Origin of the sequence: Streptomyces sp. NBC_00647, assembly GCF_045207245.1 — a bacterium.
Lineage (GTDB): Bacteria > Actinomycetota > Actinomycetes > Streptomycetales > Streptomycetaceae > Streptomyces.
In genome coordinates this window covers 4401774-4427012 of the sequence record NZ_CP109040.1, presented here as the reverse complement: position 1 = coordinate 4427012, position 25239 = coordinate 4401774, and the positions used below count along the sequence as shown (strand labels likewise).

Annotated in this window: 18 protein-coding genes; 5 read left to right on the top strand and 13 right to left on the bottom strand. The window is 72.5% G+C overall.

Features of this window, described 5'->3' with window-relative positions; translation table 11 throughout:
• Positions 1-21 precede the first annotated feature (21 nt).
• Together OG788_RS19320 and OG788_RS19315 are read left to right on the top strand one after the other, a co-directional pair.
• On the top strand, positions 22-2979 hold the full coding sequence (locus OG788_RS19320) for a CDP-glycerol glycerophosphotransferase family protein (protein WP_406372327.1): 2958 nt from the start codon (positions 22-24) through the stop codon (positions 2977-2979).
• Positions 2979-4130, top strand: a complete 1152-nt coding sequence (locus OG788_RS19315) for a glycosyltransferase (RefSeq protein WP_406372325.1) — start codon at positions 2979-2981, stop codon at positions 4128-4130. The genes OG788_RS19320 and OG788_RS19315 overlap by 1 nt, the downstream gene beginning before the upstream one ends.
• A gap of 71 nt (positions 4131-4201) precedes the next feature.
• Here OG788_RS19315 and OG788_RS19310 read toward each other — a convergent pair whose 3' ends face one another.
• Both OG788_RS19310 and OG788_RS19305 read right to left on the bottom strand, forming a co-directional pair.
• Positions 4202-5023: an ABC transporter ATP-binding protein gene (locus tag OG788_RS19310; RefSeq protein ID WP_356757452.1), complete on the bottom strand. Its 822-nt coding sequence runs from the start codon at positions 5021-5023 to the stop codon at positions 4202-4204.
• Positions 5024-5039: 16 nt separating this feature from the next.
• On the bottom strand, positions 5040-5960 hold the full coding sequence (locus OG788_RS19305; RefSeq protein WP_406372323.1) for an ABC transporter permease: 921 nt from the start codon (positions 5958-5960) through the stop codon (positions 5040-5042).
• A 171-nt stretch (positions 5961-6131) separates the two neighbouring features.
• Between OG788_RS19305 and OG788_RS19300 the strand changes: the two genes are divergently transcribed.
• A complete protein-coding gene (locus tag OG788_RS19300; RefSeq protein ID WP_356757436.1) occupies positions 6132-6788 on the top strand; it encodes a TetR/AcrR family transcriptional regulator in 657 nt (218 codons plus the stop codon).
• A 64-nt stretch (positions 6789-6852) separates the two neighbouring features.
• On the opposite strand, the gene OG788_RS19295 is transcribed toward OG788_RS19300, so the two are convergent.
• From OG788_RS19295 to OG788_RS19275, 5 genes are all read right to left on the bottom strand, one after another.
• Entirely contained in the window at positions 6853-7521 is a 669-nt protein-coding gene (locus OG788_RS19295; protein ID WP_406372320.1) for a class I SAM-dependent methyltransferase, read from the bottom strand.
• Positions 7522-7566: 45 nt separating this feature from the next.
• The gene (locus tag OG788_RS19290) at positions 7567-8511 is read right to left on the bottom strand and encodes an ADP-ribosylglycohydrolase family protein (RefSeq protein ID WP_406372318.1); all 945 of its coding nucleotides are present in this window, start codon (positions 8509-8511) and stop codon (positions 7567-7569) included.
• 129 nt (positions 8512-8640) lie between these two features.
• Entirely contained in the window at positions 8641-9621 is a 981-nt protein-coding gene (gene galE / locus OG788_RS19285) for a UDP-glucose 4-epimerase GalE (protein ID WP_406372316.1), read from the bottom strand.
• Positions 9622-9733: 112 nt separating this feature from the next.
• Positions 9734-11356 (bottom strand): glycosyltransferase family 2 protein, encoded by a 1623-nt coding sequence (locus tag OG788_RS19280; protein WP_406372315.1) that lies wholly within the window; start codon positions 11354-11356, stop codon positions 9734-9736.
• 35 nt (positions 11357-11391) lie between these two features.
• Positions 11392-12666 carry a glycosyltransferase 87 family protein gene (locus OG788_RS19275; protein ID WP_406372313.1) on the bottom strand — a complete coding sequence of 425 codons (1275 nt, stop codon included), beginning with the start codon at positions 12664-12666 and terminating at the stop codon, positions 11392-11394.
• Positions 12667-12759: 93 nt separating this feature from the next.
• Between OG788_RS19275 and OG788_RS19270 the strand changes: the two genes are divergently transcribed.
• Positions 12760-14358, top strand: coding sequence for a glycosyltransferase family 39 protein (locus OG788_RS19270; RefSeq protein ID WP_406372311.1), 1599 nt, complete (start codon positions 12760-12762; stop codon positions 14356-14358).
• On the opposite strand, the gene OG788_RS19265 is transcribed toward OG788_RS19270, so the two are convergent.
• Positions 14252-14749, bottom strand: a complete 498-nt coding sequence (locus OG788_RS19265; protein ID WP_351549936.1) for a MarR family transcriptional regulator — start codon at positions 14747-14749, stop codon at positions 14252-14254. The two genes, OG788_RS19270 and OG788_RS19265, sit on opposite strands and share 107 nt — an antisense overlap.
• 123 nt (positions 14750-14872) lie before the next feature.
• Between OG788_RS19265 and OG788_RS19260 the strand changes: the two genes are divergently transcribed.
• Positions 14873-15286: an organic hydroperoxide resistance protein gene (locus tag OG788_RS19260; protein ID WP_328451845.1), complete on the top strand. Its 414-nt coding sequence runs from the start codon at positions 14873-14875 to the stop codon at positions 15284-15286.
• Here the strand turns inward: OG788_RS19260 and OG788_RS19255 are convergent.
• The 5 genes from OG788_RS19255 to OG788_RS19235 form a co-directional block, all read right to left on the bottom strand.
• On the bottom strand, positions 15276-16904 hold the full coding sequence (locus tag OG788_RS19255) for a hypothetical protein (RefSeq protein ID WP_406372310.1): 1629 nt from the start codon (positions 16902-16904) through the stop codon (positions 15276-15278). The genes OG788_RS19260 and OG788_RS19255 overlap by 11 nt on opposite strands.
• Positions 16905-16988: 84 nt before the next feature.
• Entirely contained in the window at positions 16989-18245 is a 1257-nt protein-coding gene (locus OG788_RS19250) for a hypothetical protein (RefSeq protein ID WP_351549972.1), read from the bottom strand.
• Between the two features lie 74 nt (positions 18246-18319).
• Positions 18320-20536 (bottom strand): CDP-glycerol glycerophosphotransferase family protein, encoded by a 2217-nt coding sequence (locus OG788_RS19245; protein WP_406372308.1) that lies wholly within the window; start codon positions 20534-20536, stop codon positions 18320-18322.
• Between the two features lies 1 nt (position 20537).
• Positions 20538-22697: a CDP-glycerol glycerophosphotransferase family protein gene (locus OG788_RS19240; protein ID WP_406372307.1), complete on the bottom strand. Its 2160-nt coding sequence runs from the start codon at positions 22695-22697 to the stop codon at positions 20538-20540.
• A gap of 123 nt (positions 22698-22820) precedes the next feature.
• A complete protein-coding gene (locus OG788_RS19235; RefSeq protein WP_406372305.1) occupies positions 22821-25127 on the bottom strand; it encodes a CDP-glycerol glycerophosphotransferase family protein in 2307 nt (768 codons plus the stop codon).
• Between the last annotated feature and the right edge of the window lie 112 nt (positions 25128-25239).

Genomic DNA, 25239 nt, shown 5'->3' with positions numbered 1-25239 from the left:
ACAGTCTCTACGATTAATAGGATGAATGTGGATCAGCACCGCGCGTCCGAGCACGGGACCGAGTTCGACGAACACGGGACCGAATCCGCCGAGCCCGGGGCCCGGTCCGCCGAGTACGGGACCGCGTCCGGCGCGCGACGGCCGGCCGTCTCCGTGGTCGTCATCGTCTACAACGACGCCGCCAGGCTGCCCACGGCCGTGCGCTCCGTCCTGGGGCAGACGCTGCACGACGTCGAGGTCGTCGTCGTGGACGACCGGAGCACCGACGGCTCGTACGAGGTGGCGCGGGGACTGGCCGCCGCGCACCCCGACCGTGTCCGCGCCTACCGGCTGCCCGAGAACAGCGGAGGCTGCGGCGCCCCCCGCAACCGCGGCATCACCGAGGCCCGGGGTGACTACGTCCTCTTCCTCGACAGCGACGACGTCCTGGAGCGCAACGCCTGCCGCAACATGCTGGAGGCCGCCGAGGCCACCGGCGCCGACCTCGTCTCCGGGCTGTGCGTGCGCGTGCACATCGACTCGCGCACGGGCAAGGAGGTCAAGTGGTACCCGTGGCTGTACGAGCGCACCCGCACCCTGGAGTCGATCTCCGAGCTGCCCGACCTGATGGTCTTCGACACGCTGTCGACCAACAAGTGCTATCGCCGGCGCTTCCTGCTCGACGAGGGGCTGCGCTTCGCGGTCGGCATCCACTACGAGGACCTGCTCTTCTCCGCCCAGGCCTACGCCACCGCCCGTCGCATCACCCTCATCCCCAACCGGGTGTACGACTGGAGGGTCGCGGACAAGGCTGCGGCGAAGTCCATCAGCAACCGGCGTGACGAGATCGCCAACTTCACGCACCGCATGGAGATCCACCGGCGGGTCGACCGACTCCTCGCGGACAGGGACCTCCTGGAGCTGAAGTTCGCCAAGGACGTCAAGTTCCTCAAGCACGACCTCGTGCTGCATCTGCGGGAGCTGCCCTTCCGGGACGAGGCATTCCGCGAGGAGTTCGCGGCGATCGCCCGGCAGTACCTGGAGTCGATCGACCGGGCCGCCTTCGACGAGGCCGAGCCCATCCACGCCATCTGCGCCTATCTCCTCCAGCAGAGCGACTGGGACAATCTGCTGCCCGCCGTGGACACGCTCACCAACCGCGACAAGATCTCCTCGCCGCTCGTCGAACGCGACGGCCGCGTGTACTGGTGCGCCGAGCATCTCGACGATCCCTTCGGCCGGCACATCCTGGACGTCACCGACCTCGGTCACCACGCCAAGCCGATCGAGAGGATGTTCCTGCGCAATGTGCTGACCTCGTACGAGAGCACCGCCGGCACCGTCCGGCTCGCCGGGCGCATCACCAACCCGCTCGGTGTGATCCCGCCCGGCGCCCGGCTCGCCGGACAGCTGGAGTTCTACGCCCGCCGCCGCGGGGTGCGCTTCCAGACCTTCCGCTTCCCCGTGGCGAACGTGTGGCACGCGGGCGAGTCCATCGCCTGGAAGGGTTCGGCGGACCTCGCGTCCGTGCGGCCGCTGGGCATCGTGGACGCGGTGTGGGACGTACGGCTCCACCTCGACGTCGACGGCGTGCGCACCACCACCCGGCTCACCGCGGCCGAACCCGGCCTGGCCACCGGGCAGTTGCCCGTCCGGCCACGGCTCACCCGGCTGGTCGCCGACCGTATCGAGCCGGTCGTCTCCTCGCGCGGGCACCTGTCCTTCCGGCTGGTCCCCGACAAGAAGGCGAACGCCCTCGTGCAGCGCGGCGTGCACGGCCGGGCCGGAACGCTCGCCAAGTCGGGCTACCGCAAGGCCCGTTCCCTGCGGAAGGAACTCACCTCGGGGGAGACCAAGATCCGCCTCTACCACGAGGTGTTCAGCCGGCTGCCCGTGCGGAAGGGGCTCGTCGTCTTCGAGAGCCACCTGGGCCGCCAGTACAGCGACAGCCCCCGGGCGATCTACGAGGAGATGCGCCGCCAGGGCCTGGAGTTCCAGGCGGTCTGGTCGTACACGGGCGGTCCGGCCGGGTTCCCGGAGGACGCCACTCTCGTACGCCGCTGGTCGCTGCCCTACCTCAGGGCGCTCGCGCAGGCCGAGTTCTGGGTCGACAACCAGAGCTACCCGCTGAAGCTGACCAAGCGGCCGAGGACGACGTACATCCAGACCTGGCACGGTTCCGCGCTCAAGCGGATGGGCTTCGACGAATCCGAATGGAAGCTCAAGTCCCGTGAGGAGCAGGCCGAACAACAGCGCACCCTGGACCGCTTCGACCGGTTCCTGATCCGCTCCGAGCACGATGTGCGCACCCTCGCCCGGGCGTTCCGGCTCCAGGAGCGGACCCTGCTGCGCGTCGGCTACCCGCGCAACGACGCGCTCGCGCAGGCGAGGCGGCGGGAGGAGGCCGAGGGGCGACGCGAACGCGGGCCGCTGGCGGCCGAGCTGGGCATCCCCGAGGACAAGCAGATCCTTCTGTACGCCCCGACCTTCCGGCAGCGCGGCAGCGGACAGCGGCGGTTCGAGCTGCCCTTCGACGTGGAGCGTTTCGCCGGCGAATTCGGTGACCGCTACGTCCTCCTCGTCCGCTCCCACTACCTCAACCACGTCGTGCTCCCGCCCTCCGTGCGCGGCCGGGTCATCGATGTCACCGCGCACCACGACATGACCCCCCTGCTCGCCCTCGCCGACGGGCTGATCACCGACTACTCGTCCGTGATGTTCGACTACGCACTCCTCGACCGCCCCATGTTCTTCTTCGTGTACGACTACGACGCGTACGTGCACGAGGGGCGGGGCACCTATTTCGACCTGCTGGAACGGGCCCCCGGACCCGTCGTGCGCACCGAGGACGAACTGCACGCGGTGCTCGGTTCGCTGGAGGAGCAGGCCGTCAAGTACGGGCCCAGAAGAGAGCAGTTCACCGCCGACTTCGGCGAGTACGACCAGGGCACGGCGGCACGGAGCGTCGTCGACGAGTTCTTCGCGCAATGGAGGCGTTGATGACCGGCCGTCCGCAGCGGGACGTCTTCTTCGTCTCCAACAGCGTCGACGAACTGGGCGGGGTGACGAGCTGGTCGCACCAGATGGCCCGCCTGTTCACCGAGCGGGGTCACCGGGTGCACGTCATCGGCATCACGGAGCCCGCCGTCCCCCAGGAACTGGGCGACCTCCCGTACCCCACCACGACGTTGTACGACGCCCATCCGCCGCGCGTCGGACCGGCGCGCGGACTCAGGGGGCGGCTCGACGTCACCGAGCGGAGACTGCGCGCCGAACGGGCGGCGGGCATGCGCGAGCGGGCCGCCGAGCTGACCGCGCTGTTCCGGGCCGCGCGGCCCGGCGCCGTCGTGATCGTCACCCAGGTGTGGGCCATGGAATGGGTGGAGCTCGCCGACACCAACGGGCTGACCGTCATCGGGATGAGCCACGAGTCCTGCGCCTACAGCCGGACGACCTCGCGCTTCCGGCGGGTCCTGAAGCACTACAAGGACGTCGACCGGATGCTGGCGCTCACCCGCGAGGACGCCGACCTGTGGATCAGGCAGGGCATGAACAACGCGTCGTTCATGCCGAACCCCCTTCCGTTCATGCCCGAGGTGCCCTCGCCGCGCACCGGGAACGTCGTCGTCAGCATCGGCCGGCTGCACGACCAGAAGGGCATCGACATGCTCCTCGACGCCTGGGCCGAGACCGCGCCGAGCCACCCCGACTGGCGGCTGCGGATCTACGGCTCCGGGGAGGACGAGGAGATCCTGAAGAAGCAGTGCACGGCGCTCGGGCTCGACGGTTCCGTGGACTGGATGGGGCGGACGGGCGACGTGCCGGGCGCGCTGCGGGGCGGTTCGGTCTTCGTGCTCTCCTCACGGGGCGAGGGCTTCCCGCTCGCCCTCATGGAAGCCATGGCCGCCGGTCTGCCGTGCGCCGCCTTCGACTGCGCGCCCGGCGTCCACGAGATCGTCCGGGACGGCGAGGACGGCCTGCTGGCCACCCTCGGCAACACAGGTGAACTGGCCCGCCGACTGGACACGCTGATGTCCGACAAGGTCCTGCGGGACTCCATGGGCGACGCGGCGCGCGTGAACGTCCAGCGCTTCGCGACGGAGGAGATCGTCCGCAAGTGGGAGGAGCTGTTCGCGTTCCTGGAGCGCTGAGCGGGCGCCGCCGCGCGGAACGACCGGAGGCGGAGCCGTCCCGCGGCTCCGCCTCCGGCGTCGTTCGAGCGCTACTTGCCCGTGAACTTCTCGTACTCCTTGAGGACCTCTCCGGTCGGTCCGTCCATGCGCAGTTCTCCGCGCTCCAGCCACAGGACCCGGTCGCAGGTGTCCCGGATCGACTTGTTGTTGTGGCTGACCAGGAAGACCGTGCCCGCGGTCTTGCGCAGTTCGCGGATGCGGGCCTCGGACCGCTTCTGGAAGGAGCGGTCGCCGGTCGCCAGGGCCTCGTCGATCATCAGGACGTCGTGGTCCTTGGCCGCCGCGATGGAGAACCGCAGCCGGGCGGCCATACCGGAGGAGTAGGTCCGCATCGGCAGGGTGATGAAGTCGCCCTTCTCGTTGATGCCCGAGAAGTCGACGATCTCCTGGTAACGCTGCCTGACCTGCTCGCGGGACATCCCCATGGCGAGGCCGCCGAGGTGGACGTTCCGCTCGCCCGTGAGGTCGTTCATCAGGGCCGCGTTGACGCCGAGCAGCGAGGGCTGGCCGTCGGTGTAGATCCTGCCGTTCTCCACGGGGAGCAGGCCCGCGACCGCCTTGAGCAGCGTGGACTTGCCGGAGCCGTTGGTGCCGATCAGGCCGATTGCCTCGCCCCGGTACGCGGTGAAGGAGACGCACTTGACGGCGTGCACCTTGCGGACCCCCGCCGCCTTCTCGCTCTGCTTGCGGCGCAGGATGCGGTTGAGGGCGGCGGTCGCGCTGCCCCGGCCGGCGCCGGTGCCGTTGACGCGGTAGACGATGTCGACGCGGTCCGCGATGACGGTGGGGATGCGCTCGGCGCCGGTCGCGGCGGTGTCCTCGGCCGTGACCTCGGGGCTCTGCGGCCGGATGTCCTGCGTGATGATGTCAGCCACGGCCGTACGTCTCCTCAGCCTTCCAGAAGTAGATGAAGCCGCCGACGCCGGCGAGCAGCGCCCAGCCGACCGCGAGCGCCCAGACGTGGTGCGGCAGCTGGTGCGCGTGGAAGCTGTCGATCAGCGCGAAGCGCATCAGGTCGATGTACACGGCCGCCGGGTTGCTCTCCAGCAGGACCATCGCCCAGTGCGGCAGGTCGCTGCGGCTGAGCACCTTGTCGATGCTCCACATGACACCCGAGACGTACATCCAGGTGCGCAGGATGAACGGCATGAGCTGCGCGATGTCCGGCGTCTTGGCGCCCATCCGCGCCACGATCAGCGCGAGGCCGGTGTTGAACGTGAACTGGAGCACCAGCACGGGCGCCGCGAGCAGCCACGAGACGCTGACCGGGACGCCGAAGCACAGCAGGATGACGACCAGTGCGGCCATCGAGAACAGCAGCTGCTGGAGCTGCTGGAGGGCGTACGACACCGGCAGCGCGGCGCGCGGGAAGTGCAGGGCGCGGACCAGGCCGAGGCTGCCGGAGATCGCCCGGGTGCCCGCCATGATCGAGCTCTGGGTGAAGGTCCAGACGAAGACGCCGGTGACCAGGAACGGGACGTAGTCCGGCACGTTGTGCTTGGTGCCGAGCAGGACACCGAAGATGAAGTAGTAGACCGCCGCGTTCAGCAGCGGGGTCATCACCTGCCACACCTGGCCGAGCTTGGCCTGGCTGTACTGCGAGGTGAGCTTGGCGGTGGCGAACGCGGTGATGAAGTGGCGCCGTGCCCACAGCTGGCGGACGTACGCGGGCAGGGTCGGGCGGGCGCCGCTGACGGTGAGGCCGTACCGGGCGGCGAGGGCCGCGGCGTCGTCGGCGGGGGCGGCCTGCGTCGCTGTCGGGGGCGGGGTGTGGAGGACCTGGCTCACATCCGTTGCTTTCGCTCGGGGGTGGGGTGCGCGAGGTCCGTCCGTGACGCTTCCTGCGCTGTTCTTGCCGTTCTCTTACGTCGGGACGGGACCGTATCGTCGCAACGCGAGCGTAGGCCTTATCGACGTCGGAACGCAACCGTTTCGTCGTAACGGCCTATGCTGGCCCGTATGACGACGAACGCCGACAACGCCGCGAGTGCCGCCACGCCCGCGCCTGCCGCCGGAAAGGCCCCGCGTCGCCGGGCTCCCGCCGGTGCGGCCGTCCTTCGTGAGGATGTGACCGAGGCCATCCGCGCCGCCGTCTTCGAGGAACTCGCGTCCGTCGGCTACGCCCGGATGTCCATCGAGGGCATCGCGCGCCGCGCGGGGGTCGGCAAGACCGCGGTGTACCGGCGCTGGCGCTCCAAGCTCCATCTCGTGCTCGACCTGGTCTCGGCGGTCGCCGTGCAGGGGCTGCCCGCCCCGGACACGGGCTCTCTGGAGGGCGACCTGCGGCTGCTGTACGAGGTCACCTCGCGCGCCCTGCGGCATCCGGTGGCCGGCCAGATCATCCCCGACCTCCAGGCCGAGGCGGCCCGCAACCCCGAGATCGCGGACGCGATGCAGAAGGCGCTGCGGGAGGGCCAGCAGGGTGTCGCGAGCGGGATCGTCGCGGCGGCGACCGCCCGGGGCGAGGTGCGCGAGGGCGTCGACCTCGACCTCGCGCTCGACCTGATGTCCGGGCCGCTGTACTGGCGCGCGGTGGTGGTCCGCGGCCCCAAGGTGCCGAAGGGCTACCTGGCGAGCCTGGCCCGCGCGACGGCGGCGGCGCTGCAGGCACTGTGACCCCGGGCGCTGCCGGCCCGGCCGAGGCTCCTCGCCTTTCCGGGGCTCCGGTTCCGCCGGTTCCTCAGTCCTTCACGGCCGCGAGGCCGAAGAGGTCGGGGACTCCGCCCGGGCCGGCCTCGGCGGTGTGCACCAGTCGGAGGCCCGCCGCGGTGGTGGCGTTGAGAAGGTCCGCGAGCGGCAGGTGCCAGGCGCCGACGCGGGCCCTGACACCCGCCGGGTTCCACGCCTCGAAGCTGCGGGCACGGTCGGCGTACCGCGCGTCGACCACGATCCTCGGGCGCTCGCTCCAGTCGGCGAAGGCGCCGATGTAGCAAGGGTGCACCCCGAGGTGCACGAACCGTCCGCCGGGCCGCAGGACCCGGGCGACCTCCCTCAGCACGGCGGCGTAGTCCGGCACATCGGTGTGGGCGAGCACGCACGCGGCGGCGGGCAGGGAGCCGTCGCGGAACGGCAGCGAGGTCGCGTCGGCCCGCACCACGGGCAACCGCCCCGCGGCATGCCCCAGTTGGCCGGCCGACAGATCCACGCCCACGGGTGTCCAGCCCCGCTCGGCCAGGGCGGACGCGTGGGCCCCCGTGCCGCAGCAGACGTCGAGGCAGGTCCCCGTGCCGGGGTCCAGCAGCTCCCCGATCGTGGCGTGCACCCGCGCCATGTACTCCCCGGCCGTGCCCGCCGACATGAAGTCGTTGTACCAGTCCGCGTGTGCGTCGTACGTCGCCCCGGATCCCATGTGCCGATGGTAGGGAGGCGGCTCCGTTCTCCGAACGGCGTTCGCTCAGGGCATGTGCTCCCTGGCGGGCCGCCGCTCGGCCAACCGGCCCGCCAGGTCGGTGAGTTCGGCCGCCCGCAGAACCCGTCCGCCCGAGCCCGGCAGGGGCACGTGCAGCACCTCGGTCCACCGTTCGGGGATGGATTCGTGGCCGTGCACCGCTCCGGCGAGCGCGCCCGTGACCGCCGCGACCGTGTCCGTGTCGCCGCCGAGGTCGATCGCCGCGCGCACGGCGTCCTCGTAGGACTCCGTGGTCCGCAGGGCCCACACGGCCGAGCCGAGACAGGGCCACACGGCGCCGTTGAACTCCGTGGCCCTGTCCGGGTGCCAGTCGCCGGCGAGAACGGTGGCGTAGCGGGCCCGGTGGTCCGGGTGGACGGCGTCGAGGGTGTCCGGAAGCGCGGTGAGGGGGTCGTGCCCGAGCAGGGCGACGCGGATCAGTTCGTGGAGGATCGCCGTGCCCTCCCAGGCCGCGCGGTCGCCGTGGGTGAGCGCGGCGATGCGGCGGGCGGCGGACATCGTGGCGTCCCGGCCCTGCGGGGCGAAGAACACCGCGGACGTCGAGGCCCGCATCAACGAGCCGTTCCCGGCCGCGCGTTGATTCACCTGGAAGTGCAGGGCGGCCGCCAGGTCCCAGGGATCCCCGCTGGTGAGGACGGCCTCGGTCTGGAGGCCGATGTCCTTCGGGTCGGACACCGCCCACCGCCGGAACTCGCCGAACATGTCGGGGAGTTCGAGGCGGCCGAACCGGATCAGTGACTCACCGACCAGTACGGCCATCTGCGTGTCGTCGGTCGCCTCGCCCGGGTCCCAGCCGCCGCCCCCGCACATCTCGCCGCCCTGCCCGGGCACCGGGAAGCGTTCCGTGAACGCGCCTTCCGGGCCGAACTCGAACGGGGCGCCCAGCGCGTCGCCCACCGCGGAGCCGAGGATGGTGCCGGTGGCGGTCATGGGGCGAGCGTACGGGGATGGCCGGGAGCCGGGAGCCGGGAGCCGGGAGCCGGGAGCCGGGAGTCGGAGCGGGTCGGCCGGCGCCCGGAGGTGATCCGCCTCCCGCCCCGGCCCCGATCCGTGACCGTGCTACGCCCGGCCGGCTCCCGGGTGGTGGCGTACCCAGCCCGACCAGGCCGAGGTGATCATGTCTTCGACGTCGTAACGGGCCTTCCAGCCCAGTTCGGTGGCGATGCGGTCGGCGGAGGCGACGACGCGGGCCGGATCGCCGGGGCGGCGCCGGGTGGTGACCGGGGGGCGGTCGTAGCCGGTGAGGGCGTTGATGCGGTCGATCATCTCGCGGACCGAAACGCCCTCGCCGCGGCCGATGTTGAGGGTCAGGGCGGCGCCGGGGGAGGACTGGAGAGCGCGGGCCGCGGCCACGTGTGCCTCGGCCAGGTCGACCACGTGGATGTAGTCGCGGACGCAGGTGCCGTCGGGCGTCGGGTAGTCGTCGCCGAAGATGCGGGGCGGGGCCTTGTCCGTCAGCTTCTCGAAGACCATGGGGACGAGGTTGAAGACGCCCACGTCGGCCAGTTCGGGGGCGGCGGCTCCGGCCACGTTGAAGTAGCGCAGGGAGGCCGTGGACAGGCCCGTGGCGCGGCCGGTCGCCCGCACCAGCCACTCGCCCGCCAGTTTCGTCTCGCCGTACGGGCTCATCGGCGCGCACGGTGTCTCCTCCGTCACCAGCTCCACGTCCGGCATCCCGTACACCGCGGCCGAGGACGAGAAGACGAACGAGGACACGGACGCCGTGGTCGCGGCCTCCAGCAGGACGCGCAGGCCCTCGACGTTCTCCCGGTAGTAGAGCAGGGGCAGGTCCACGGACTCGCCGACCTGCTTCTTCGCCGCCAGATGGACGACTCCGGTGACCGCGTGGTCCGTGAGCGTCCGGGCCAGCAGTTCGCCGTCCAGGGTCGAGCCGACCACCAGCGGAACGTCCGACGGCACCCGCTCGGCGATGCCCGTGGACAAGTCGTCGTAGACCACGGCCTGTTCGCCCGCCTCGCGCAGCGCGCGGACAACGTGCGCTCCGATGTAGCCGGCGCCGCCGGTGATCAGCCAGGTCATGTGCGGCCGTTCCCCTCGTCAGTGATCCCGTGGTGTGGTGTTCCAGCCGGTTCGGAGACGGGCGTGCGCGTACGGCGTCCGCGTTCGCGCGTCGCGTCTCCGCGTCCGCGTATCAGTGAAGCAGGCGGCCGAGCCTTCGGGCCACCACTTCGGTCATTCCTCGCCAACCGGACGCCGTGCGCAGGGCCAGTGCCCCCGCGTGCGTCCGGTACGGCCGCACGAGGAGAACGCCGGGAACGCCGAGAACCCCATGGTGGACGTCGGGTATCGCGCGGCGGCGCAGCAGTCCGGGGCCGCCGCGGGCGTGCGCCGTCACCTCCCGGCTCGCGCCGTCGCGAAAGCGCACGGTGAGGCGCAGGTCCCAGGTGCCCGCGCCCAGTGCCGACAGTTCCACCGGGGCCTCGGCCGACCAGGTGTCGCGGTGGCGGTCGGCCAGCAGGGGCGCCGTGCCGCGCAGGCCCACCCGTCCGTCGTCCCGGTGGGTGAACTCGACGTCCACCGAGGCCGGACCGGCCTCCGCCATCCGCCCGTACAGCTCGTGCAGGCGCAGCCGCAGCAGGGTGCCCCGCGCGCGGGGCCGCAGTTCCGCGTCGACGGCGGCGGGCAGAAGGTGGGCCGGGCGGTGCAGGAAGTGGTCCAGGGTGACCTGGGGGAGGTCGGAGGACCAGACGGGGGTGCCGTCGGAGGAGCGGGCGTACGGCGGGAGCAGCCGCGCGGGGCGGGCCGCCAGTTCCCTGAGGCGGGGCAGGTCGCGTGGGGTGGGTGAGGCGAGGAGTACGCGCGCCACGAGCCGACCGGGGGCGGCCGGGTTGACGGTGAAGTCGGTCGCGTCGAAGGTCGCCAGGTACGCGCGCGTGAGGTCCCACCAGGCGCGCCGGTACTCGGGAGTGCGCAGTTCCAGTTCGCGCGTGTACATCCGCAGCTCGTGGTCGAGGAACTTGGTGTGCACGGCTCGCGCGAGTTCCTTCTCCCCGGCGCTCAGGAGGATCTCGTACGCCGCCCGGTTCGCCTCGGTCCGTGCCCGCCAGTTGCCGACGTCGGAGCGGTCGAGCGATATGGACAGGCGGTCGGCGGTGCGCCGGACGTTCCAGACGTACACCGTGTCGGGTATCAGCGCGATGCGCGGCGCGGCGGCCAGCACGCGCGCGGTGAACACGAAGTCCTCGTAGGGGTGGCGGCCTTCGGGGAAGCGGATGCCGTGTTCGCGCAGGAAGCCGGTGCGGTACAGCTTGTTGACGCAGAGGGTGTCGTGCGCGAGACGGAGGCGACGCGAGGGGTGGGGGATCAGGGCGGGCCGCGCGTAGAGCGCGCGCTCCCAGGGGATCTCGCGGCCCGAGGGCAGTTCGCGGCGCACGCACAGCCCGGCCGCGACCTGGGCGCCGTGTTCCTCGGCGGCGCCGAGCAGCGCGTCCACCGCGCCGGGCGGCAGGACGTCGTCGCTGTCCAGGAACATCACATAGGGGGCCGTGGCCGCGTCGATGCCGTCGTTGCGCGGACTGCCGCAGCCGCCGCTGTTGGCCGGGCGGTGGATCACCGTCAGGCGTGGCTCTCCGGCGGCGAGGGCGTCGAGGAGGGCCGCGCTGCCGTCCGTCGAGCGGTCGTCCACGGCGATCACCTCGCGCACGGCCGCGCCCTGCGCGAGCGCCGAGCGCACGGCGTCCGTGACATGGGCGGCGTCGTCGTACCCGATGACGACGATGCTGACCTTCGCGCGGTGAGGGTTCATGGGATCCATGGGGCGAAATCGTAGGTATTGCGGGTAATTCTCTGTTAAGAGGTGCTCACTGTCTTGTTCGGAGAGTGGTCGGAATCCGGTGTGGGCCGCGCGCCGGTCCGTCCGGCACGGTGCGGGGCCGCCGTGGGCAGGCCCGACCGCCACAGCCGTACGAGCGACACTCCCGCCGCGGTGGCCAGCAGGCCGTTGCGTACGAGCATCAGCAGGCAGCCCGTCCAGGTGCTGTGCACCACCTCCCCGTACAGCCCCGGGTACACGGCCGTGCTGACCGCCGTCGCCGCCACGATCAGCGCGGCGACGGGGCGCTGTGTGGTGTGCCGCGAGGTCAGGCAGACGGCGGCGAGGCCCAGCAGCCACACCATGTACTGGGGGCTGATCACCCGGCTCGTCACGGTGAACAGCAGGACGGCCGTGAGCGCGGCGTCGTACGGGGTGGCCGTGGTCCAGCGCCGCGCCCGTACCCGCCACAGCAGCACGAGCCCGAAGGCGGCGGCCGTCAGGGCGAGCGAGCCGGCCGCGACCACGCCGACGTGCGGCCCGACGAACTCCATCGCGCCGTACTGGTAGCGGGCCGTCCCCGGCCATCCGGCACGGCGCGCGAAACCCAGTACGGTGCCGCCGAGGGACTCGATCTGCACGCCCCGGCCGCTCTGCTGGCGCAGGAAGTCGAACGGGCCGCTGAAGACGGCCGTCAGGACGGCGAGCAGTGCGGCCGCGGTGACCAACGCCGACGTCACCGCCTCCCGGGTGGTGCGGCCCCTGGGTGTGCCGATCAGCGCCAGCGCGGGCCAGACCTTCACCAGGGCCCCCATCGCGGCGAACGCTCCGCACGCGCGCGTGGAGCGCGAGAGCGTCAGCAGGGAGACGACGGCGAAGGCGGTGACCTGAACGTCGTACCGGGCGAGCGGGATGTGCAGCAGGAGGGGCAGGCCCAGCACCCAGAGCCCGGCGCCGCCCAGGCTGCGGCCGGGCCGTGTCCCCGCGCGCGTGAGGGCGACGGCGATCACCGCGTCGGCGGCGAGCGTGAGCGTCACGAACGCCGTGACGTACGTCAGCGACGGCAGCAGGGCGGGCGCCAGCAGCACCGGGCCGGCGCCCGGCGGGTACTGCCACAGCCGGTCGCCCACCGGGAAGGTGCCCTGGGAGAGCACGCCGTACCAGCGGAAGTACAGCTGACCCACCTCGCGCGACACCCCGCCCCGGCCGAGCGGAGCCAGATGGTCGTGGGCCAGGAGCCAGAGCATCAGGGCGCGGGTGGCGAGCCAGGCGGCGGCGAGGGCGAGCGGGCAGTGGTTCCTGAGGGTGCTCATCAAGCCCGGATCGTAAGCCGCATGGATGGGTCATAACGTCAGATACGCCGTCAATACCGATCAAAGGTTGTTTAATAGCAAAAAATCACGCTCATGACGCATGCATGGGTGAGACGGTCGGCGGCTCGGCGCGCGGAGGCGGTGGCCGTTCTCCTGCCCGTGCTCGTCATGCTCGTGATCGGGCTCTGGGGGCTCGACCGCGGCGGCATGTGGCGCGACGAGGCGGTGACCTTCCAGGTCGCCCGGCGCTCGGTGCCCCAGATCTGGCACCTGCTGCACTCCGTGGACGTCGTGCACGGCCTGTACTACCTCCTCATGCACGCGGTCCTCGCCCCGCACCCGGGCGAGGTCGCCCTGCGTCTGCCCTCCGTCTGCGGCGCCGCCGCGGCCGCCGGGTTCGTGGCCGCCCTCGGTGCCCGCCTGCGCCGCCCGCGCGTCGGCCTGTGGGCGGGACTGCTGTACGCCGTCACGCCGATGACCGGCCACTTCGCCCAGGAGGGCCGGTCCTACGCGCTCGTCGCGGCCGGAGCGGCGGGCGCGACCCTGCTGCTGGTGCGGGCCGCCCGGTCCACCCGGCCGGGACCCTGGTGCGCGTACGGGGTGACGGTCGCCGTCACCTGCCTGCTGCACGAAATGGCGCTGCTCCTGCTCCTCGCCCACGCCGGGACGCTGGTGCTCGCCCGTGTGCCGGCGCGGGTGTGGCGGGCCTGGATCGCGGCCGCCGTGGCCGTGGCCCTGGTGCTGCTGCCCCTCGTCCTGGTCTCGCGGGGGCAGTCCGCGCAGGTCGCCTGGCTGTCACGGACCGGCCTCGGGAGCGTGAAGCGCCTGCTCGGGCTGTTCACCGGCCCGGCACGGCTCGTGACCGTGCCGTACCTCGCCCTCGCGGTCCTCGCCGTCCTCGCGGTCCGGCCGGCCCGGACCCGGCCCGGCACGTTCTCGCTCCAGGCCGTCGCCCTGCCCCTGGTGACCGTGCCGCCGGCGGTGCTGCTGGCGGTGTCGCGCTGGTGGCCGCTCTACGACGAGCGCTACGTCCTGTACGCCCTCGCCGGGGCCCCGCTGCTCGCGGCGGCCGGGGCCGACCGCCTCGCGGCGAGGCTGCCGCGGCTGCTGCCCCACGCGGCCCTCAGCGGCGTCCTCGCCGTGACTCTCGTCTTCGCCGTCCAGCTCCCGCTCCTGCGCCGGGACCGCGTTCCCGACCGCCGTCCCGACAACCTGGCCGCCGTCTCCGCCGTCGCCCACCGCGCACTGCGTCCCGGCGACCCGGTGCTGTTCCTGCCGTCGATCGCGAGGCGCTCGGCCCTGGCGTACCCGAAGGCCTTCCGCGGGATCCGCGACATCGCGCTGAGTGTCCCGGCGCCCGCCTCCGGCACGCTGTACGGCCGGGAGGCGGACCCCGGTGAACTGCGCCGGAGGCTGGACCGGCTCGACCATGTGTGGCTGGTCGCCGCACCCTTCGCGACGGCCCCGGCCTGGTACCCGGCCAGTGCGATCGAGCGCGCCAAGATCGCCGTGGTCGACGAGCAGTTCGTGCCCCGGGAAGAGGTCGTACGCAGGGGCGTGACGCTGCGCCTCTACGTGCGCAGGCCTACATACACCCCGGTGACTCCGACAGCGCGGCCTCGTCCAGAGCGGCCGTCAGCCGGTCGAGCCGGGCCCGGAGCTCTCGGATCTCCTCCAGGTCCGCGCCGGTAGCGGCCGCGATCCGGCGCGGTACGGACAGCGCGCGCTCCCGGAGCGCGGTCCCCTCCTCGGTGAGCCGCACCTGCACGGACCGCTCGTCCCGCGCGCTGCGCTCCCGCAGGACGAGCCCTGCCGCCTCCAGTCGCTTCAGCAGCGGCGACAGCGTGCCGGAGTCGAGCCGCAGATGCTCGCCGACCTTCTTCACGGGCAGCTCGCCGTGCTCCCACAGCACCAGCATCACCAGGTACTGCGGGTAGGTGAGCCCGAGGTCCTTGAGGAGCACCCGGTAGACACCGCCGAAGGCGCGCGAGGCGGCGTTCAGCGAGAAGCAGATCTGCTCGTCGAGGCGGAGGAAGTCCCCGTCCGTGGGGGCGTGGGGGCTCGGCGCGGGTGTTGCGGTCATGACCCCAGGATAGCTCTTGCGACCAATTAAGTTGTGCGCAATTGAATTGCGTGCTCTAATTCTGGTCGTGGGTCGCCGGACCGGTGGCCCCGCCAGGTTTCCGACTTGAGAGGGATGGTCCCCATGGACGCGATCTACACCGCTGTCGCCACCGCCACCCACGGCCGCGAGGGCCGTGCCGTCAGCTCCGACGGCACGCTCGACCTCCAGCTGGGCATTCCGGTGGAGATGGGCGGCAGCGGCCAGGGGACCAACCCCGAGCAGCTGTTCGCCGCCGGTTACGCCGCCTGTTTCGCGAGCGCCCTCGGCCTGGTCGGCCGCGCCGCGAAGGTCGACGTCACCCAGGCCGCCGTGACCGGCGAGGTCGGCATCGGCAAGCAGGGCGAGGGCTTCGGCCTGGCCGTCACGCTCCGCGTCGAGCTGCCCGACACCGTGGACGAGGCCACCGGCCGCAAGCTGGTCGAGCAGGCCCACCAGGTCTGCCCGTACTCGAACGCCACCCGCGGCAACATCCCCGTCGAGCTCGTCATCGAGTAGTACGGACCACGGCACCGGCCGCCGTGCCGGCGTCCCTGACGGGGCCGGCATCGGCGCCGACCCGGGCCAGCACCTCCCCGGTCTCCCGGCTCCACGCCACCACCGTCGCCTCCTCGGGCACCTGCCGCCAGCGCGTCAGCAGCAGCCAGCGGACGTGGTACCGGCGGGCGACGGCGGTGCGCTCGGCCCGGGTCGAGGACGGGGAGAGGTAGGCACGGACCGCCGCGAGCCGGCGCAGCCGCTCGCCCTCGTCGAGGGCGGGGTCGGGCCAGGCGGGCGCGGCCAGGTCCGGGCCGTACCCCGCGATCAGATGGACGGAGTAGTACCCGTCCGTGATGACCGCCTCGCCGGGCCGGATGTGCCGGGCCGCCCAGTCGTACGTCGGCCAGCGTGGCGGCTGGTCGAAGCCGACCGGCACCACCGCCCCGGCGTGCACCGTCAGGAAGCCGGTCAGGGCGCAGGCGGCCGCGGTCCCGCCCAGCAGCCGCCGCCCCGGTCCCCACGGCCGCGGCGCCGCCAGCTCCACCCCGAGCGCGAACTGCAGCGGCACCAGCGTGAGCCCGAGGATCCTGCCGTACGTGTAGTGCCCGCTCGCCCAGCCGTACGCCACCACCGCGCACTCCAGCGCGAACATCAGCACCAGGGGATCGCGCCACCCGTGCCCCTCGCCCCGCCGGGCGCGCCGGGCCCGCAGCCACAGCGCGGGCACCCCGGTCAGCGCCAGCCAGAAGTGTCCGGGCATTCCGTCGTACAGCCGCTCGTGCATGGCGTCCACGCTGCGGTCCCCGGTCAGCCCGAAGACGTCGAAGTACGGCCAGCAGGCCGCGACGAGGAGTGCCACCGCGCCCGTGAGCAGCCATCGGCCCGCCACGGCCGGACGCCATCCGCGCTGCCCGCCCGCCACGAACGCCACCGCCCCGAGCACCGCCGCGATCGACGTGATCGGGTGCACGAGCAGGATCAGTCCGTACAGGGCGCCGAGGGCCGCGTACCCCCACCAGCTCCTGAGGCCGCTCGGGCCCACGTACCGGACGGGGCCGCCGGTGCCCGCCGCGCGCGCGGCCGTGAACGCCCAGGCCCAGAAGGCCAGTCCGATGGCGAACGTCGAGGGGTAGCCGAGGTTGCCGGTCATCGACATCAGTCCGAGGTAGCCGCTCCACCAGGCCCGCTCGGTGCCCCACAGAAGCACCATCGCGAAGAGGCAGAGGACCGGCGCCCAGGGGCGGGGCGACAGCACCCGCGCGAAGCGGCCGATGCCGGTCAGCAGTACCAGCAGGTTCGCGGGGCCGGACAGCCGCACCACCGCCCAGCCGCCGAGACCGGTCAGCCGGGCGAAGGCGCCCTGCGCCACCGCGTACGGCGAGTAGTACGGGCTGCCTGCGCCCGGCAGATCCGCCATCGGGTGCAGCGGGTGGAGCAGGTTCGCCCGCAGGCGTTCGACGACCGCCGCGTGCTGTCCCGCGTCGCAGCACAGCGGGATCCGCCAGTAGGCGAGCGTCATCACCAGCCAGAACAGGGCGCCGAACAGCTGGTACGGCGTCGGGCGCCAGCTGCCCCCGCCGCGCAGCGCGGTCGCACCGCGGACGGCACCCCGACGGGCGAGGACTTCGGCGCTCATCGGGCGGAGGGGAAGACAGAAGTGGCGGTTTCCGGCATTTGCCGTATATGCCCCCCGGGGTCGATGCCCTAGCCCAAGATCACCTCATCGGGCGACCCCGGCATTCCTCCGCGACGGACCCGGAACCGTGCCGGGAACGGCCCGCGCGCCCGGCCGGACGGCCTCGTCGAGGAGCAGCGGCAGACCCACCACCGGCAGCAGCCACAGCAGCACGATCAGCCGGTCGCCCCAGATGTTGATGTCGGGGTGCCCGGCCTGGTTGAGCACCCCGGTGAAGGCCGCCGCCAGCAGGAACGGGGCGAACGCGCGATGCCGGCGCAGCGCCCCCCATCCGGCCGCCACCAGGGCCGTCAGGAACAGCGGCTCCCAGAACTGGCGTCGCAGCCACTCCACCCAGAAGGCCACCTCCAGATGGAGGAACTCCGACCACGGCCGGGCGCGGTCCGGGCGGGCGAAATGCCCCGTGAGCAGGTCCTGAAGACTCTCCGACTCGGACGGGTAGTGCAGCGCCTTCGCGAGCAGCACGGTGGCCAGCGCCCCGCAGCCCGCCACCACCCCGAGCGTGCGCAACGGCCCGTCCCACCGGCGCCCGCGCGCCAGGAGTACCGCGCAGGCACCGGCCAGGCACAGCCCGAGGAACAGGGACTGCGAGTGCTTCACCGTGAAGAGGACCGCCAGGGAGCCGCCGACCAGCCAGGTCCCGGCCCTCGCACGGCCCTCCAGCACCAGGGCGCAGCCCCACAGCGCGGCCAGGGTCACGGTCAGCAGCATGCCCTCCGTCATCGGGCGCATCGCCGTCGTCCCGCACGGCAGGACGTAGAAGAGCGCCTGCCCGGCCAGGGCCGCGCCGGTGGAGGCGCGCAGGGTGCGCAGGAGGAGGAAGGCGAGGACGCCTCCGGCCACCGTGACGACGACGCTCGACGCCCACAGGCCCCAGGTCACCCCCAGCACCGTGACGAACGGCACCAGCAGGACCGGATACCCCGGCCGCACCTCGAAGATCCGCATGAAACGGGGCGGCATGAACGGCACGGTGTGTCCCGCCGTCTGCCCGGCCGCGAGCCGTGCGGACACCCCGCGCCACTGCTCGCGCCGGCACTCCTCCATGACCCGCCGCGTCGGACTCGCCCGGTGGAAGCGCACCACGTCGACGGCCTGGTTGCGCCGAGCGATCGACGCCTTTCCCGCGCAGGCGTAGTCGATGGTCAGCGCTGCGGCCTCGTGCTTGCTCTCGCCGCCCAGACTCAGCGCGTACGAGAGGTAGTTCTTGGTGTCGGGGGTGTCCCGGCCGGTCAGGTTGGCGAGCTGCAGGACGGCGAAGACGGCGGCGATCAGGACCACCCCGGCGCGGGCGGAACGCGGTCCGCGCAGGGCCCGCGCCCAGGACCGGGGGGAGCGCGCGGTCACGGGGGCGCTCACGAGGACGCGAGGACGTCGTGTCCCGACTGCGCGGGTACCGGGACCACCGGGGCCGGCTCCTCGGCCCGCTCGCCGAGCATCAGCGTCCGCACCACCCGCTCGGCGGCCCGGCCGTCGTCGAACTCGCAGAACCGCGCCCGGAACCCGGCGCGCAGCCGCGCGGACTCACCGTCCCGCCAGCCTCCCGACGCGAACAGCCACGTCAACTCCCGCTGCGAGCCCGCCACATGGCCCGGCGCGTCGGCCGTGATGTCGAAGTAGGCGCCCCGGCTCGCCGCGTACGCTCCCCAGTCGTCGGCGAGGAGCACGATCGGCCGGTCCAGGTTGGCGTAGTCGAACATGAGGGCCGAATAGTCGGTGACCAGGGCGTCGGAGGCGAGCATCAGATCCTCGACGCGCGGCTCGTCGGTCGCGTCGACCAGGACACCGCGCCGGTGCAGTTCGGACAGGCCCATCCCGCGGGCCGGACCGTCGGCGAGCGACGGATGCAGCCGCACGACGAGGGTGTGGTCCCCGCCCAGTTCGTCCGCGAACCGGGCCAGGTCGAGACGGTCGGCATGGCCGCCGCGTACGTAGTCGCGGCGCGTCGGCGCGTACAGCACCACCCGGTTCCCGGCCGGGACGCCGAGGCGGGCACGGACCGCCTCCCCGGCCCCGTCCTCGGGGCGGGCCCGCACGAGGACGTCGTTGCGCGGGCTGCCGCTGCGCAGCGAGGTGAAGTGACAGGGGTAGGCGCGGTCCCAGACCAGCTCCGAGTGGCGGTTGGCGACCAGGCTGTAGTCCCAGCGGTCGGCGCGGCGCAGCATCTGCGGCACGTCGAGGCCGTGCCGGGCGCCCGGCTTGTGCAGCAGGTCCGCGGCCATGAACTTCAGCGGCGTGCCCTGATGGGTGTGGATGTGGACGCTGCCGGGGCGCTTGGCCAGGGAGCCGGGCCAGTTGACGTTGTTCACGAAGTACGTGGCGCGCGCGGTGACCTGGCGGTAGCGCAGCGAGTCGAGCAGGACGTGCTCGGTCTCCGGTGGCAGCAGCGCCGCCTGCTCCTCGTCGCGCACCACCCACACGCCACGGATGTGCGGGGCGAGTTCCCGCGCCGCGGCGTACACCGCCGCGGGATCACCGAGGACGCCCCGGTGCGAGAACGCGGAGTACACCGCCAGGTTCGGGTCCAGCGACCGGTGTTCGTGCACCGCGGACCAGCCGCGCCGGACCCGCGCGGCGGCCGCCCGGCGCGCCTGCAGGCCGCGCCGGCCGAGCTCCCGGCCCGCCCGGCCCGCCTGCCGCCGCAGCCGGTAGCGCGTGAACCCGCCCTCCAATAGCCGCAGTTCGGAGGGCACGGGACCGCTCCTGTGCTTGCGGAACAACGCGGCCGTCAGCCGGAAGAACTCGGCCTTGTCCTCCTCGGGCAACCGGTCCTTCTTGGACAGGATGTCGAGGCAGTGCTCGCCCATCTTGTGGTGCAGATAGGGGCGCCAGCCGGACAGCTCCGGGCGGGAGTCGACGAACGCGAAGACCCGCTCGTACTGGTCGTGGATGTCGAAGTGCTTGCGGCTGGTGGTGGACAGGATGTTGCCCTGGCGGCGCTGGCGGTAGGCCAGACAGATCCGGTCCAGCGTCGCGATCCGCTCCGCGCTGAGCATCACCGGGAACGTCCAGGGCGTGTCCTCGTAGTACCCGGGCGGGAAGGCGAAGCCCTCCCGCTCGACGAACGCCCGGCGGTAGACCTTGTTCCACACCACCATCAACAGGTCGAGGATCTCCGGGTGGTCGGCCGCCGAGAAGGTGTCCGCACCGGCCTCCGTGAGCACCCGCGCCAGGACGTTCCTGCGGGTGCCGCCCCACCAGTAGGTGCGCGCGTAGTCGAAGACCAGCACGTCCGGGTCCGCCGTCTCGTCCAGCCGGTCGGCGACGGCGCGCAGCGCCCCCGGCGTGAGGGTGTCGTCGCTGTCGAGGAAGAAGAGGTAGTCCCCGGTGGCGAGCGGCATTCCGGCGTTGCGGGCGCGTCCGAGCCCCACGTTCTCCGGCAGGTGCAGCACCCGTACCCGCGGGTCGCGGGCCGCGTAGCCGTCGAGGATCGCGCCGCAGCCGTCCGGGGAGCAGTCGTCGACGGCGATGACCTCGACGTCCGTGTACGACTGCTCCAGGACCGAGTCGAGGCACTCGCGCAGAAAGCCCTGCACCTTGAAGACGGGGACGATGATGCTGAAGCGGGGCACGTCAGCTCCTTACGAGGGTGGACGCGGCGGGAGCCGGGACACGTTCGGCGAGCGGCAGGACGGGCGGGATCGCCTCGGGGGGTTCGCCCAGCAGCACCCTGCGGACGACCCGCTCGGCGGCCAGGCCGTCGTCGAACTGGCAGAAACGCTCACGGAACCTGGCCCGCAGGTCCGCCGCGGCCACGTCGGCGTACGAACCGTCCGTGAAGAGGCCGGCCAGCTCGCCCGGGGTGCGCGCCACCCGGCCCGGCGGCTCCTCCATCACGTCGAAGTAGACGCCCCGCGTCTCCCGGTAGACCTCCCAGTCGTCCGCGTACACGACGATCGGGCGGTCGAGGTTGGCGTAGTCGAACATGATCGACGAGTAGTCCGTGACCAGCGCGTCGGCGGCCAGACACACGTCCTCGGAGGACCGGTGCCCGGTCACGTCGATGATCCGGCCGCTGCTCCGCCCGCGGCCCTCGTCGTAGAAGTAGTGGGCGCGCAGCAGGACGACGAACTCCTCGCCGACCTCCTCGCAGAAGGCCTCCAGGTCGAGCCGTGCCTCGAAACCGGTGCTGTAGTCGCGGTGCGTGGGCGCGTACAGCAGCGCCGTCTTGCCCTCGGGCACCCCGAGCCGCTCGCGGACCCGGGCCACGTCCTCGGCGGTCGCCGTGCAGAAGACGTCATTGCGCGGATAGCCGTACTCCAGGGCCTCGTAGCTGCCGGGGAAGGCCCGCTCCCACATCTGGGTGGAGTGCCGGTTGGAAGAGAGGTTGTAGTCCCAGCGGTCCACCCGGGACAGCAGCTTGGTGAAGCTGCCGGACACGGCGGCCACCACCGGATACGTCGACTGGTCGACGCCCATCTTCTTCAGCGGCGTCCCGTGCTGGGTCTGGACGTGCACGCTGCCGGGGCGTTTGACCACCCCGTCCGCGAAGTTGGCGTTGTTGACGAGGTACTTGGCGCGGGCCAGCACCTCCCAGGCGCGCCGGCTGCCGATCACCGCGTGGTCGACGTCCTTCGGCAGCGCGGCCACCGCCTCCGGCTCGACCAGGAACACCGACCGGATGTGCGGGGCGAGTTCGCGGGCCTTGGCGTGGATCGCGGCCGGGTTGCAGGCGTAGCCGCGGCCCCAGTACGCGCAGTACACCGCGAGGTTCTCGTCGAGGGGGCGGCGCAGCTGGGCGGCGTAGAGCGCGCGAGTGCGCAGCATCCTCGGGCGCGGCACCCGCCGGACCACCCCGGCGGCGGCCCGGTTCGCGCCGCGCAGCGCGCGGAACGCGCCGTAGGCGCCGACCGCGAGCAGCCGGTGCTGCACCCCGAGACTGCCCGCCGGCACCCGGAACCCGGCCGGGCGGTGGCGTCGGTAGAGCGTGCCCGCCCGGCGGAAGAAGGCGCGTCGGCGGCGCGCGGGCACCCGGGCGGGGTGGGCCGCCGTCTTCAGGACCAGGGTGAAGAGCTGGCCGAACAACGCCTTCGACCGGGCCGCCGGCACCGTCCGTTCCGACACGTGGGTGAGGACCCGTTCGACCTGGTCGAGGAGTTCGAAGTGGTGCTCGCCCGGCGCGTTGAGCCGGCTGCCCTGGCGGCGCAGGTGGTGCCGTACGCAGACCGTGCGCAGCAGGGCCGACCGCTCGGCCGCCACCGTCACCAGGCCTCCCCAGCCCGCGTCCGTGAAATGCCCCTCGGGGAAGGTGAGCCCGTGCTCGGTGAGGAAGCCGCGGCGGTAGGCGGCGCTCCACGCCGGAACGTGCGCGCCGAGCACCTCCGGGGCCTTGTCCAGCGGAGGCGCGCTCGGCTCGCCCTCCCACCAGTGCACCCGCTGATGCCCGAAGTAGAGGACGTCCACGCCGGCCGGGAGTCCCGCGTCCAGGGCGCCCAGCGCGCCCGGCACCAGGTCGTCGTCGCCGTCGAGGAAGAGCAGATAGTCGCCGGTCGCCGCCGCGATCCCGGTGTTGCGCGCCCCGCTCAGCCCGCCCGAAGGCGGTGAATGGACCGGGGCCACCCGGGGGTCCCGCGCGGCGTACGCGGCGGCGACCGCCGCGGCCGGGGAGTCCGGCGCGTCGCAGACCGGGATCAGCTCGACGTCGCCGAAGGACTGGGTCAGGACCGAGTCCAGCGCGCGGGCCAGGTGCCCGGCGACTCCGAAGGTGGGCACGATGACGCTGAAGCGGGGCATTCTGCTCTTTCTCTCAAGAGGCGCCGGACGGGCGGTTCATCGCCCGGGGCGCCCGGTCGGCCGCCAGGTGGTGGGCCGGGTGGGCGTGGGCCGCGACGGGCTGGAGGGCACGCGGACTCCGGTTCAGAGGGTCTCGGTCAGGGGAACGGCACCACCCGGAGCCGGAACGGTCGTGCAGGGCGCGGCGGCATGCGCCCCTGCCGGCGGGACGGAGCCGGCGGCGCGGGGGAGGGCCGCCGCCGACGGGACCGGGTGGCGCTCGGCGAACGGGATGAACTGCGGCAGACCGGCCGTCTCGCCCAGCACCACACGCCGCACGACGCGCTCGGCGGCGCGCCCGTCGTCGTACGGACAGAACCGCTCACGGAACGCGGCCCGCAGCTGCGAGGAGCGCGAGCCGCGCCAGTGACCGGTCGCGAAGATGTCGATCAGCTCGTCCTCGCTGCGCGCCACCGCGCCCGGCGGAAAGGCGCGCAGGTCGAAGTAGGTGCCGCGGGCCGCCTCGTAGGCCTCCCAGTCGTCCGCGTGGACGACGATCGGCCGGTCCAGGCCCGCGTAGTCGAACATCAGGGACGAGTAGTCGGTGACGAGCGCGTCCGAGGCGAGGCACAGCGACTCGATGCTCGGATGGCCGGACACGTCGATGACCCGGCCGCCCGCGGTGTCCGGGAGCAGCGCCCCGAACGTGGGGTGGGTGCGGGTCAACACCACGAAGCGCGGGCCCAGCCGGCGCAGCACGCGGTCCAGGTCCAGGGTGCCGTGCCGGCTGCTCCGGTAGTCCCGGTAGGTCGGCGCGTACAGCACGACGACGGCGCCCGCCGGGATGCCGAGCGTCTCGCGCAGCCGGGCCACGTCGGCCGAAGTCGCCTTCTGGAACACGTCGTTGCGTGGCATCCCGTACTCCAGCGTCGTGTACGAGGAGGGGAAGGCGCGCTCCCAGACCAGCGTGGAGTGGCGGTTGGCGGACAGGCAGTAGTCCCACTTGTCGGTGCTGCGCAGCAGCTCGGCGAAGTCGGTGGCGCGCGCGGCGGCCGGGCGGTCCTGGAGGTCGAGGCCCATGCGCTTGAGCGGCGTCCCGTGCTGCGTCTGGATCATGATCTGGCCGGGCCGCTTGACCAGCCGCCGGTCGAAGTTCACGTTGTTCACCAGGTACTTGGAACGGGCGAGCGCCGTCCAGTACCCGGCCGTGCCGGGCCGCACCCGGCGCGTCGCGGCCGGGACGGTGTGGTGGTGTTCGAGGTGCGCGATCCACGCCGTGCGGACATGCGGCGCGAACGTGCGGAACGCCGACTCCAGGGCCCCCGGATTGCAGCCGTGGCCCCGGCCCCAGTAGCTGGAGAAGACGGCCCGGTCGGCGCGCAGCGGGAGACGGAGCTGCACGCGGTAGTGGACCTGGAGTGCCGCCCCCCGCGCCCGGCGCAGCAGCCCGGTGGTCAGGCGCACGGCTCTCTTCCGCGTCCGCGACAGGAAGGAGAGCAGGCGGTACGTGCGATGCGCGCCGAACCTCACCAGTGCGTGCCGCAACCGGGCACGACCGCCGGCCGGCACGTCGCCCGGGACGCGGTAACGGCGGTAGTGCGCACGGGCCTTGCGCAGGAACTCGGCGCGCGCGCCGCGCGGCAGCCGGCCCCGTTTCACGAACACCGTGGAGAGGTGGTCGACCATGCGCCGGAACAGCACCGGGCGCCATCGGTCCAGCTCCGGGTGCGCGTCGACATGCGCGAAGACGCGGTCGTACTGCGCGAAGACGTCGAAGTGCTTGCGGCTGCTGGTGCCGAGGATGCTGCCGTGCCGCCGCTGGCGGTAGTGCACGCAGACCCGGTCGAGGGTGGCGATCGTCCCGGCGGACATCAGCGCCGGATAGGTCCAGGGCGTGTCCTCGTAGTACCCGGGCGGGAAGGCGAGGCCCGCGCGCTCGACGAACTCCCGGCGGTACGCCTTGTTCCACACCACCATCAGCAGCCGGAGCAGTCCGGGCCGCTCCTCGAGCCGGAACGGCGCCGGGCCCTCCTCGGTCAGCTGCGCCGAGACCTGGTTGCGTACGACCTCCCCCGACCAGTAGGTACGCGCGTAGTCGTAGACCAGGACGTCCGGTTCATCGGTCTCCTTCAGCCGGTCGGCGATCGCGTGCAGCGCGTCGGGGGTGAGGCTGTCGTCGCTGTCCAGGAAGATCAGGTAGTCCCCGGTGGCGCGTTCGAGGCCGGCGTTGCGGGCGCGGCCGAGTCCCACGTTCTCCGGGAGATGTACGGGCAGCACGCGGGCGTCGCGGGCGGCGAACTCGTCGATGATCGTCCCGCAGGCGTCGGGCGAACAGTCGTCGACCGCGATGAGTTCGAGGTCCGGGTACGACTGCCCGAGCACGGATTCGAGGCACTCGTGCAGGTACGCCTGAACCTTGTACGCGGGGACGATGACACTGAACCTGGGCAAGGGACATCCATGGGTCGGCGCGGGCATACCTGCCCGGGAACGGCCGAAGGGGTGACTTGGTTACGCCAGATGTGGCATACGGGGGATGCCCGGTGAACGGCGAGGGGCGAAC